The 12,653-nt window shown below is 49.6% G+C and carries 10 protein-coding genes; 4 read left to right on the top strand and 6 right to left on the bottom strand.

The features are described from left to right. Positions 1-44: 44 nt before the first annotated feature. The gene (locus IEW74_RS15235) at positions 45-2,354 is read left to right on the top strand and encodes an ATP-binding protein (protein ID WP_188666719.1); all 2,310 of its coding nucleotides are present in this window, start codon (positions 45-47) and stop codon (positions 2,352-2,354) included. A gap of 18 nt (positions 2,355-2,372) precedes the next feature. Here the strand turns inward: IEW74_RS15235 and IEW74_RS15240 are convergent, their stop codons facing one another. Then, a complete protein-coding gene (locus IEW74_RS15240) occupies positions 2,373-5,135 on the bottom strand; it encodes an ATP-dependent DNA helicase (protein WP_188666721.1) in 2,763 nt (920 codons plus the stop codon). A gap of 140 nt (positions 5,136-5,275) precedes the next feature. Beyond that, positions 5,276-5,764: a hypothetical protein gene (locus tag IEW74_RS15245; RefSeq protein WP_188666723.1), complete on the bottom strand. Its 489-nt coding sequence runs from the start codon at positions 5,762-5,764 to the stop codon at positions 5,276-5,278. Between the two features lie 250 nt (positions 5,765-6,014). Between IEW74_RS15245 and IEW74_RS15250 the strand changes: the two genes are divergently transcribed. Beyond that, the gene (locus tag IEW74_RS15250) at positions 6,015-7,619 is read left to right on the top strand and encodes a lysine--tRNA ligase (RefSeq protein WP_188666725.1); all 1,605 of its coding nucleotides are present in this window, start codon (positions 6,015-6,017) and stop codon (positions 7,617-7,619) included. 378 nt (positions 7,620-7,997) lie between these two features. Here the strand turns inward: IEW74_RS15250 and IEW74_RS15255 are convergent, their stop codons facing one another. The 4 genes from IEW74_RS15255 to queG form a co-directional block, all read right to left on the bottom strand. Then, a complete protein-coding gene (locus IEW74_RS15255) occupies positions 7,998-8,387 on the bottom strand; it encodes a hypothetical protein (protein ID WP_188666727.1) in 390 nt (129 codons plus the stop codon). 68 nt (positions 8,388-8,455) lie between these two features. Beyond that, positions 8,456-8,959: a dihydrofolate reductase gene (locus IEW74_RS15260; RefSeq protein WP_188666729.1), complete on the bottom strand. Its 504-nt coding sequence runs from the start codon at positions 8,957-8,959 to the stop codon at positions 8,456-8,458. Then, a complete protein-coding gene (locus IEW74_RS15265) occupies positions 8,959-9,753 on the bottom strand; it encodes a thymidylate synthase (RefSeq protein ID WP_188666731.1) in 795 nt (264 codons plus the stop codon). The genes IEW74_RS15260 and IEW74_RS15265 overlap by 1 nt, the downstream gene beginning before the upstream one ends. 54 nt (positions 9,754-9,807) lie before the next feature. Continuing rightward, on the bottom strand, positions 9,808-10,932 hold the full coding sequence (gene queG, locus IEW74_RS15270; protein ID WP_229734385.1) for a tRNA epoxyqueuosine(34) reductase QueG: 1,125 nt from the start codon (positions 10,930-10,932) through the stop codon (positions 9,808-9,810). A gap of 45 nt (positions 10,933-10,977) precedes the next feature. On the opposite strand from queG, the gene msrA reads away from it, so the two are divergent. Both msrA and IEW74_RS15280 read left to right on the top strand, forming a co-directional pair. Continuing rightward, on the top strand, positions 10,978-11,466 hold the full coding sequence (gene msrA, locus IEW74_RS15275; RefSeq protein ID WP_188666734.1) for a peptide-methionine (S)-S-oxide reductase MsrA: 489 nt from the start codon (positions 10,978-10,980) through the stop codon (positions 11,464-11,466). 144 nt (positions 11,467-11,610) lie between these two features. Further along, positions 11,611-12,357, top strand: coding sequence for a response regulator transcription factor (locus tag IEW74_RS15280; RefSeq protein ID WP_188666736.1), 747 nt, complete (start codon positions 11,611-11,613; stop codon positions 12,355-12,357). Positions 12,358-12,653: the final 296 nt, after the last annotated feature.

A 12,653-nucleotide genomic window follows, 5' to 3' on the forward strand; every position in this document is an offset into this window, starting at 1 on the left:
AACTTGACCGTAGAAGTGTCCGTAAAAAAGCGGGGTAGGAGTGGATGCCTGAAACAAAACGAACCTGGAGCTTAAGAACCAAACTGCTGGCCACCTATTTGTTAATCGTAGGTGTAAGTATGGTCGTCCTGTTTACAGCATTCGAATATCGCAATTACCACAACGCCAACAAACGTCTCCACGAACAAATCAAACAGATCGCGGATTTCCAAAGCTCTACCCTCTCCGTTCCCGTCTGGAATTTCGACGAACAATCCATTCGACTGGCGATGAGCACTTTGGCCAACAATCCGCATTTTATCAGCGGCACCTTGCTGGATGATTACGGTCATGTTCTGGAACATGTCGGTGAAGAAGGCGCAGAACCCAATGTCCCGGAACTGAAGGTTACCCGAGACATTATCTTTTCGGGTTCAGAACGTGACGAAGTTGTCGGTAAACTCGTTCTGATTTTTGGCGATGATCAAGTTCAAAGTCAGGCGTTGGAACGCCTCATTTTCGACAGTTTCATTCTTATTTTATTGGCGGCCTCGCTTGTCGGTGGAACGTTCATTGCTTCACAACGTCTTATCGGTAAACCCCTTGATTTACTGCTCAAAGGGATCCGTCGCGCCAAGGTGACGGACGATTATGAACCTGTAAAATGGCAATCTACTGACGAGGTGGGCCAAGTCATCAACGCCTTTAACGATATGATGAGCCACCAAATCGAAACCGATGCCGCCCTGCGCGCTGCCCGTAACGCTGCCGTCGAAGCCGAAGCCCGCCTGAAAGATGCCATCGAAAATATCTCTGAAGCCTTTATTTTGTTCGACAAACAGCAAAATCTTGTTTTATGCAATACACGCTTCAAGGATTTCTACGAATATAGCGACGAAGATATTCGCGCCGGTATCAGCTATAACCGCCTCATTGAACTGGACATCGAACGCGGTGTCGTGCCTGCCGTCGATCATTTCGGGCGTTCCTATCACGACCTGCGCAGTGCGTATAACTGGGACACAAGCGGTTCCATCGAAGTCGCCCTGACGGATGGTCGCCATCTTCTTATTCGTGAACGTCCCACACATGCGGGGGGCCGCGTTGGGATCCAGACCGATATTACGGAAATAAAACGTGCGGAACGTGAACTGCGCCGCGCACGTGACGAACTGGAACATCGCGTTGAAGAACGCACACATGAATTGCAGGCCGCAACGACAGAAGCGAAAAAAGCCAACCGCGCCAAATCCGAATTCCTGTCGCGTATGAGCCATGAATTACGTACACCGCTGAACGGCATCCTCGGATTTGCACAATTGTTGTTGATGGATCAACGCCACCCGCTTTCCGACAAACAGTCTGAATATATCGAACACGTCCTCAAGGCCGGTAATCTGCTTCTGGAACTGATTAACGAAGTTCTCGACCTTGCCAAGATCGAGTCTGGTCGCATCAACCTGTCCATTGAAAACATTGATCCAAACAATGTCGTTAATGAATGTGTCGATATGATTGATGCCTATGCAAGCGAGCAAAATATTTCCATTCAACGCACAGGCAACGACACTCCCGAAAAATATGTCATCGGTGACTTTACCCGCCTCAAACAGGTGCTGTCCAACCTGCTGTCCAACGCCATCAAGTACAACGTTGCAAACGGCAAAGTCATTCTTGATAGTTCAGAAGGCCCGCAAGGTTTCTGGCGTTATACCGTCACAGATACGGGGTATGGCATTGAAGAAGGCAATCAGGACCAGCTCTTCCAGCCCTTTAACCGATTAAATGCCGAAAACACCGACATCGAAGGCACAGGGATCGGACTGACCATCACCAAACACCTGATTGAAATTATGGGTGGTGAAATCGGCGTGGACAGTAAGCTGGGCGAAGGCTCGACTTTCTGGGTTGATATTCCATTATCCGATGAAACGATTGTGCGCGATGCACCGGAGCTGGATTTGGAAATCAGCCATCTGCCCAAACGCATCGACGGCACCAACAGCATCCTCTATGTCGAAGATAATCCGGCCAACATGCGCCTCATGCGGGAACTTATTACACAGCTTCCACGTACCGATTTTATCGAAGCCGGTACGGCTGAAGAAGGTCTTGAACTGATCAAAAACAGCAAACCGGATCTGGTTTTGATGGACATCAACCTGCCGGGCATGGACGGGTTCGAAGCCTTTGAAGTTATGCGTGACGATCCCAACATGTGCGATATCCCGGTCATCGCCTTAACCGCAAATGCCATGCCGCGTGAAGTTGAAAAGGGCCGTGATCTCGGGTTTAAAGCCTATTTAACCAAACCGATTGATGTGGCGTCAACTTTAGCGGAAATCACACGGGTTCTGGAAGAAAGTAAGATTTAGGCCCCGTAAGCAGAACGGTCATTTTTCAGATAAAAACTCGTGCACACCTTTGATCGTTTCTGCCAGTCCGGTGCGCACGACTTCAACCCCGTCAGGGAAGGCCCCCAACATGCGTGTTGGTGTTTGTCGATCCAGCATGACAAACACACCCCGATCAGATTTACGGCGCACCAATCGTCCAAACGCCTGTTTCATGCGCAAGCGGGCAATCATTTCATCATAGGAGCGCGCCGGAAAAGATCGTTTACGCGCCTTATGCAAGATGGTCGGGCGCGGCCAAGGCACCCGATCAAAAACGATTAAATGCAAGGAATCGCCCGGGACATCAACCCCGTCCCGAACCGCATCAGTGCCCAACAGGCAACTGCTTTGTTCCCCACGGAAAATATCAATCAATGTGCCCACATCCATTGCATCAACGTGTTGGGATAAAAGTTGAATCCCCGTTCGATCCAGCGGTTCGGCAATGCGTTGATAAACCGCGCGCAATCGGTTCACCGCCGTAAACAACCCCAAACCGCCCCCACCGGCTGCGACAAACAATTCACGATAAGCTGCCGCAATCTGATCCAGATTATCCTTGCGGATATCATCAACAATATAAACCCGGGTCTGTTTTGGATAATCAAAAGGTGATTTCACATCATGTAACAAGGCGGGGCGCGCCAGATGGGATACACCGGTACGCGCCTGCGCAACCTTCCAGTCCAATTCTTCATCACCGCTGCCATCCCGTAAAGTGGCAGACGTAATCGCAACCCCATGTGATTTTTCCACCACCTCTTCGACAAAGGGAATGGTCGGATCCACCCAATGACGATGCATGCCCACATCCATGTCACGGCCCTCAATCCGTTCAACCGAAAACCAGTCGACAAATTGCGGTGGCGTTTCGCCAAACAGGCTATCCAGCATCGAACACCACGCCAAAAGTTGTTGAACGCCACGACGTTCCAAACTGGCGCACGTGGCCTCAATACGCTGACGATTGGCACTGTCCAGTTCGTCCGCCTCTTCATCCATCAACGCCATCATTCCTTTAATCAGGCTTTGCATCGGGATGCGCATTTTTTCCAACGCCGATTTTAAACGTTCCGCCGTTTCCAGCACGCCTTCGACCGGTGGATGAATGGCGGCTTCCAGACTAAAGGGCGATCCGTTGTTGATATCACGGGCATAGACCTGCTGGCGCAGGCAACGCAGGAAATCTTCAAACGGTCCCATCGGTTCACCGCTGCTGATACGCTGATGCCAACTTGGCCCCGGCAAGATACGCGCATGGTGCATGACCTCTTCCAAGGCCTCTTCCATCTCGCGCCCTGCCACCAAATCTTCAATGCGTGCCTTTAACCCGCGTGCGCGTGATCGGCTGCTTTCTTCTGCGCCCAATAACCAACGCCTTAAATCTGCCCCTTCCTGACCGGACAAATGCGCTGAAAAGGCATTATCCGCCGCATCAAACACATGATGGCCTTCATCAAAGATATAGCGGGTCGGCAACAGGGCCTCTTCCGTCCCGCCCAGTGCGGCCTGTATCATCACCAAGGCATGATTGGCCACAACCAGTTCCGCCCGACGTGCCCGGCGGACCGTTTTTTCGATAAAACATTTTGCGTAATGGGAACAAGACGAATAAACGCATTCCCCGCGCGTATCCGTCATATCAACAGTGAGGCGTGCCCCCAGAAGTTCTTTTAACCAAGACGGAAAATCACCACCGATCATATCCCCGTCCCGGCTTGCCAAGGCCCAGCGTGCCATCAGGCCCAAGGCAGGCGCATCATCGCTACGAAGACGTAAACGTGAAACCGCCTCTTCAAAATTCAGAAGGCAAAAATAGTTCTCCCGCCCTTTTCGAATAACGATTTTACGCTTCTTTTCGTTCGGGTCAGCGTACAGACGGTCCAGTTCGCTATCCAACTGACGTTGCAGGTTTCGGGTATAAGTACTGATCCAGACAGCACCTTGATTTTTTTTTGCCCAGACACTCGCCGGTGCAATATAGCCAAGCGTTTTGCCGACCCCTGTTCCGGCTTCCACCAAAGCCATGACAGGTTCCCCCACCGCGTTCGGCGCTTGAAACGCTTCACAAATTGACGCCGCGTAATCTTTCTGTTCCAGACGAACTTCTGCATCTGCACCCAATAAAAGGTCCAGACGGGCGCGTGCCTCCACCGGTTCAACCGGTAAATGACCCGGTTGTGGCGGCGGGGCACTTTCAACCCATTCTTTTAACTTATGCCAGATTTGCAAGGATCGTAATAACGCACCGCTGTGTGGTGCATCACCTTCTTTGCCCCCCAAGGCATCCAGAACGATATTCCCCCAACTCCAACCACCTGTCTTCATGGCCCAGGCCAGCGTTATCAAATCCTTACTGGAACGCGCGCGCAGTTCCCCCAGCAATTGCTGGCAGGCATTGCGTAACGTCTCCACTTCATCTTCCAGACTTACGGGCTTGGGCAAGCCAAGGCTGTCTGCAATCCCGCGCGGGGTAGGCAAGCAAAATTGGGCGGGACGCACAAAGGCAAAGAGTTCAAGAATATCCAGCCTTGGAAACGGGCCGCAGCGCAAACGTCGTGCTGTCGCCAAGGCATGTAAAACCAGTACAGGGATTTCACTGGTGGACAGTCGGCGTGCGCCTTCTTTTTGCGATAGCGTTTCAATTTCCCCATCCAAACTCAACCATGCACACGAACGCACATGCGTTACCAGAACGGGAACACATGGCATGCGAATCGGCTGAGAAATCTGGCTTAACGTATCATTCTTGACATTCATTTCGACACAATAGCCTGCACTTTATACAATTTCCAGCACAGGCTTTCACGGAGACGATTTTTCTAAATTTCAGGCACACCTACTGGCGCCAAGAATCCCTTCCTAGCGCCTTCGTTAACCGCCAAACCCGAATTTAATCGTTACTCAGATGCCTCGTCCCCATCAATCCCTTCAGCTTTATTCTGCTGTTCGCGATTAATCGGATCACTTTGCTTTTCACGAATTCGCTCAGCCAAACGTGTCTCGAATGTTCTGAAGATGACAACTTCATCTTCATTGCCCACATTTGCTGTCAGCATATCAATAACGACCTCACGCACGGTATCGTAAAGAAATTCATCTTTACCGAGACGTTCACCGGGAAGTTCCTGATATTGTTCACCAACGATACCGACGAGCTCACGCGCTTTTTCCTCGTCAATGCCGAGAATCTTCATAAGCTCAACTTCGTCTTGAGCTTCTTTCAGTTTCTCCGCCACAGACAAGGCGATGCCGATACTAACGATGTCTTCGATTTCCTCTGAATGGCCGCTACCTTGTTGATACCCTTGCCCGAAATTACTATCGGCCTGCACGCCATCGGGTGCAGCAACGATATCAACACGACCGTCCGAGGACGTAATTGTCATGCTGTTACCCATTGGAGTTCTCTCCTATATAAGATACATTCTGTCGCATTCATTATGGAATCATTTGAAAAAAAATTCAAGCTCTTACATGAAGCAGAACGAGAGTTTACATTTTTACATTCGCCGTTTAGGTGAAACAAATGACATGATTGACGTGAAACTATTGACGAATGTCAGCCATAGCCTTAGTTTGCCCAGCCTTGGAGATATTATTCTCCCCAACAATTCACTTTTTTAAGGATGACCTGCGATGCCATCGGATGCCCCTTCCCTGCACGCGCGTGAAGCCGCGCACCACTCAAAAGCCTGGCCCTTTGTTGAAGCACGCAATATCCTTAAACGTCTGAACGGCAAGTGCCCGGAAAAAGGCTACGTTTTATTTGAAACCGGTTACGGTCCCTCCGGTCTGCCTCATATCGGGACATTTGGCGAAGTGGCGCGGACCACAATGGTGATGCGTGCTTTTCAAATTCTTTCAGACGGTATGCCGACCAAACTGATTGCTTTTTCCGATGATATGGACGGCCTGCGCAAAGTACCGGACAATATCCCGAATAAAGAACTCCTTGCCCCGCATTTGGGCAAGCCCTTGACGGTTGTGCCCGACCCGTTTGGCACACACCCGAGCTTTGGCGAACATAACAACAACCGCCTGTGTCAATTCCTCGACCAGTTTGGGTTTGAATATGAATTTCGCAGTGCGACACAATGCTATAAAGACGGCCTTTTTGACGAAACCCTGCTTTCGCTGCTGCGTAACCACGAAGAAGTTTGTAACATCATCCGCCCGACATTGGGGGAAGAACGCCGCGCAACCTACAGTCCGCTTCTGCCAGTTGATGCCGAATCCGGTAAAGTTCTACTGGCAAAAGTCGTGTCCACCAACCCGGATGCCGGGACGATGGTCTATCTGAACGAAGACGGAAAAGAAATCGAAACCAGCGTCAAAGGCGGTGCGGTCAAATGCCAATGGAAAGCCGACTGGGCCATGCGTTGGACAGCCTTGGGCGTCAATTACGAAATGGCGGGAAAAGACCTGATCGATTCGCAGAACCTGTCCTCTAAAATTTGTCGTGCCATTGGCGGTACACCGCCCGTTCAGTTCACCTACGAACTGTTCCTCGACGACAAAGGCGAAAAAATTTCCAAATCCAAAGGCAACGGCCTGTCGATGGAAGAATGGCTGCGCTATGCCCCGCCGGAAACGCTGTCCTATTTTATGTTCCAAAAACCAAAGACAGCCAAACGTCTGTATTTCGATGTCATCCCGAAGGCGGTCGATGAATATGTCAGCCATGTTCAAAAATTCGACAGTCTGGACGATGCAAAAAAAATCGACAGCCCGGCATGGCATATCCACAACGGTCATCCGCAAGCCGACAGTCATTCCCTGAGCTTCAATATGTTGCTTAATCTCGTGTCTGTTTTGAATACGGAAAACCCGTCTGTCATTTGGGAATTCATCAAAACCTATAATTCGGATGCAACACCGGACAACAGCCCGATGCTGGATAAACTGGTGGCCCATTCCATCAATTACTATCAGGACTTCGTGAAACCGACGAAGAAATTCCGGGCCCCGACAGATGGCGAACGTGCCGCCCTTTCCGATTTAAAAGCCAAGCTGGAAACATTGGCCCCGGACACCAGTGGCGAAGATGTTCAGACCGAAGTCTATACCATCGGCAAAGAACATAATTATGAAAACCTGCGTGAATGGTTTGGTGCTTTATATGAAACCCTGCTGGGTCAGGAAACCGGCCCACGTATGGGATCTTTCTTTGCCCTTTACGGTCTGGACAAAAGCTGCGTGTTGATCGAAAAAGTCTTAAACGGCGAAGATCTAAACGCGTAGCACGCACATATATAACTGTCTAAAAGCCCTTATATCCCCTGATATGAGGGCTCAGACTGCTGACAAAGTGCTTTGGATAACTCGCCAATCAAAAATCGTTGTCCCGCACTTGATGCGGGATTCATGTTTAGAGGCTTTGTTCCATTGGCGGACATACGAGCGAGGATTTATCCCAAGCTCTTGACGATATCTTTGCCCGTAAAGCCAGCGAGTGTGGCATCAAAACCTGCCTTCTTGCCGTTGCTGTCCAACAAGATGATATCGAAAATGTGCGCACCCGATATATGCTATATCCTGAACGGGTTCGCCAATATATCGACATGACCGTTGAACTCTTTTCGAATGAGGCCGATGCAACCTTATGGATCAATCAACAGCTTACTTCATCGCGATAAGCGGGACGGAAACAGCCTGATTGGATTTTCCTTTTGCATTTTCTTCGGCACGCGCCATCATTTCTTTTTGAATTGTTTCCTGAATTGCCTGCTCAATCGCGGCCCGTTGTTCCGCCGGTAACTGGTTAAACTGTTCTTCCGTCAAGCCCATTGCCGCCAACACTTTTTCACGGATTTTTTCTTCCAGCTTTTCCTGTTGCATATCGGAAACATATTTTCCGAAACCTTTGTCCATGATTTGATTTTTGACCTGATTTTGTTCTTCCAACATAGCGGCAAAATCCGTTCCCTGAGACTTACCCTGCCCCATATTGCGCAAACCCGTTTGGGGAATATTCACCGCATAGGTTTTACCATCAACAACAACGTCCATTTTTCTCTTCCTCAAGGGTTAATGTTTCCTTAAGAAAAAAGCAAAAGCCATGCCATGAAACCGCGAATTTAAATACGTTCAAACACCACAAAGCTATAATTGGGTTTATCCCTCCCATCCCCCTGATGGTCTTCGCGGGACACTTCCTGCCAAATCGCCTTATCCAGTGCGGGGAAGGTCGCATCATGGTCATACTCACAATGGACTTCGGTGTAATAAATCCGTTCGGCACGCTCCATCATCATTGCATAGATCTGCGCGCCGCCTACAATCATCACTTCCCCGGCATTTTTCGCCTTTGCCTCGGCAAAAGCTGCCGAGAGGGCAGTGTCCAGATCATGGCACACCAAAACACCATCGGCTTGCCAGCTTTGATCCCGTGTGACGACAATGTTCAGGCGACCCGGTAAAGGGCGACCGATGGATTCAAACGTCTTGCGGCCCATAATCATGGGCTTGCCCATCGTCGTGGCCTTGAAATATTTAAAATCCTCCGGGATATGCCAGAGCATTTTATTATCCTTGCCAATCGCCCCGTTATCGGCAACCGCCACAATCATACTGATCTTCATTACACCGCCACCGGTGCCGAAATATGGGCCTGCGGGTTGTAATTCACCAATTCAAAATCATCGAAAGTAAAATCAAACAGGTCTTTCACATCCGGGTTCATTTTCATGGTCGGCAATGGCCCCGGTGTGCGTGACAATTGCAATTCCACCTGATCCATATGGTTAGCATAAAGATGTGCGTCCCCAAACGTATGGATAAATTCACCCGCTTCCAAATCACAAACCTGTGCCAGCATCATGGTCAACAAGGCATAGGATGCGATATTGAACGGAACACCTAAAAAGATATCGGCGCTGCGCTGATATAGCTGGCAGGACAATTTACCCTCTGCCACATAGAACTGAAACAGGCAATGACACGGCGGCAAGGCCATCTCTTCAATATTGGCGACATTCCACGCAGAAACGATCAAACGGCGAGAATCCGGGTTATTTTTAATCTGCTGAACCAGATTGGCAATTTGATCCACATGGTTGCCATCCGGTGTCGGCCAGGACCGCCATTGATAACCATAAACAGGGCCAAGATTACCGTCCTCATCGGCCCACTCATCCCAGATCGACACTTTGTTCTCTTTGAGATACCGGATATTGGTCTCGCCCTTCAAAAACCATAACAGTTCATGGATGATTGAACGTAAATGCAGTTTTTTGGTCGTCAGACACGGGAAGCCTTGTGACAAGTCAAAACGCATCTGGTGCCCAAAAACGCTATAGGTCCCCGTCCCCGTGCGGTCATTTTTATAAACGCCGTTATCACGCACGTGACGCATAAGATCCAGATACTGTTTCATTCACACTCTACCTTATAGATACCTGAGGGGCCTGTTGGTCCGCACTCTACAATATTAAACAGACGTTTTCGACTCTTTATCCAATACCGACAAAGCCCACTTTGCCGTCTCGCTGATGACCGGATGTTCATCTTCGATCAAGGCAACAACCTTGTCGCGCAATTGCCTACACCGTCCATTGGCAATGGCGATCAGAACATTTCGAATAAACCGATGTCGTTTAATACGTTTCACCGGGGAAGCCCGAAACAGATCGCGAAATTCTTCATCATTCAACCCGACCAGATCCCCCAGACGCGGCGCCATAAATTCCGCACGTGGTTTAAAATCTTTTTCCTTGGTCGGTACGCTGAACTTGGTCCAGGGACAAATCGCAAGACAGTCATCACAGCCATAAATCCGGTTTCCCATCTTCAGGGCCAATTCCGGTTCAATCACACCGTCATATTCAATGGTCAGATACGAAATACATTTGCGCCCATCAATTTTGCCTTCGCCTATAAAGGCATCGGTCGGACAGACGGTTAAACAGCTTGTACACGACCCGCAGCTATGTTTATGGGCCTTGTCCGGTTCAATCTCCAACGTTGTATAAATCTCGCCTAAGAACAGCCATGACCCAAATTTTCGCGACACAAGACAGGTATGTTTACCTTGCCACCCCAGCGCCGTTTGCGAGGCGATTGGTTTTTCCATAACAGGGGCCGTATCAACAAAGACCTTGAGCGCACACCCCCAACGATCCACCATTTCACGCGCCAGTCGTTTCAGGCGTTTTTTCACCAGATCGTGATAATCACGGTTTTGGGCATAACAGCTGATAATGGCGCGATCTGGATGATCCAATAACGCCATCGGGTCCCCCTTGGGGGCGTAATTCAGACCCAGTACTATAATGCTTTTGGCCTCTTCCCACAGGACGCTCGGGTCTGCGCGGCGTTCTTCGGTCGTTTCCATCCAGTCCATCGTGCCGTGGCAGCCACGTTCGTTATATTCCTTCAAATCCGCCTTATGTTGATCGGTGGTTTGGGCCGCGCAAAACCCCACATCATCAAACCCGATTTCCAAGGCAAGTTCGCGGATTTTTTGTTTGATATCTTCCATGTCAGTACGCTTTTCCACATCGGTGGTCTTCATATTTTCGTGATCGGCCTGTTTAATTCCGTTTGAATAGGCCATATCTATAGAACCGAACGACACAGTGCAAAAGATAAAGGTGACCTCATGTCTAAAGAATATAAATCAGCCACATTCGCCGCCGGATGCTTCTGGGGCGTCGAAGCCCGGTTTCGGGACCAAGGCGGGGTTGTTGATGCCGAAGTCGGCTATACCGGCGGACACAAACTTGACCCAACCTATCGTGAAGTTTGTACAGACACCACCGGTCATGCCGAAGCCGTCCACCTGACATATGATCCCACGCGTGTTTCTTTTGAAGATTTACTGGAATTGTTTTTCGAACTGCATGATCCAACTACCCTTAATCGTCAAGGACCGGACGTGGGCAGCCAATACCGTTCCGCCATCTATTACCATGATGACAGCCAGCAACAAGCCGCTGAAACAATGATCGAAAACCTGAATGCCGCCCATCGATTCGCAGACCCGGTCGTCACAGAGGTCGCCCCTGCCGGAACCTTTTACCGTGCAGAGGAATATCATCAACGATATTTTGACAAAACGGGACGCCGAGGATCCTGTTATTTTCGCTAGAGTTGTAGACATTTTGAGCCCGCACTGTTATTCACGCTAAATATAACTTGTGCATATCTTTGTATAGAAATTAGCAGTTGCGAAAAACGTGATATGCCCATATTATTTCAAAATATTTCAACAAAAATAAAAAACGGGCGAAGCATGGGCGAAACAAAACACATTCTGATCGTCGAAGACGACCCGGTTGTGGCTGACGTGGTCGCCGCATGTCTTGAAGATGCGGAATTTGAAACCACCATAACGTCTTCCGGCCAAGCTGCCCTGAATATTATCTCAGATACACATGTTGACCTTTGTGTCGTCGATTTGGGCCTGCCTGATATGGACGGCCTATCCCTGACGCGCGAGATTAAAAGCCGTACCAGTATCGGTATTATGATCCTCAGTGGTCGCGGGGAAACCACCGAACGTATCATCGGCCTGGAAGTCGGTGCCGACGATTATCTGGGGAAACCGTTTGAACCGCGCGAATTACTCGCCCGTGTGCGCAGCATTATTCGCCGCACACAACCCAGCGGTACACAGGCGACCACACAAACCACGGTGCCCAGCGGGGCACAACGTTCCGATATGTCGTTTATTTTCGATGGCTGGAAAGTCGATCTCGCCTCCTTGGAAATTACCGGACCGGACGGTATGCAACCCCAATTATCCAATAGCGAATTTAACCTGCTGCAAGCCTTCATCGAACATCCTAACCGCGTTCTCAGCCGTGACCAGTTGCTTGATCTTGTCCATGGTGACAATACCCCGACCTTTGATCGCAGTATTGATGTGCAGATCACACGTCTGCGTAAAAAAATCGAAAGCGACCCCAAAGCTCCCAAATTCATCAAAACAGTACGCAATCGCGGGTATATGTTTACGGCCAAAGTTACACGGGATTAAATTTCGTCTTACATTCGGTCGCTCGGGATTTGCTTGTTTATTTTACGCAAATGCGTCGTCGCGACCTAAATTCGGTCGCTCGGGATTTGCTTGTTTATTTTACGCAAATGCGTCGTCGCGACCTAAATTCGGTCGCTCGGGATTTGCTTGTTCATTTTACGCAAATGCGTCGTCGCGACCTAGAGCAGCTCCCATAGCTTTTGAATCGTAAGGGATTCCCTTTCTGGATGATTTGTGATTCAATTCAAGGGCTGGATAAGGAGGCCAGCCCTTATGGCAAAAACTCTATCAAACGA

The sequence above is a fragment of the Terasakiella brassicae genome, assembly GCF_014641495.1.
Classification (GTDB): domain Bacteria; phylum Pseudomonadota; class Alphaproteobacteria; order Rhodospirillales; family Terasakiellaceae; genus Terasakiella; species Terasakiella brassicae.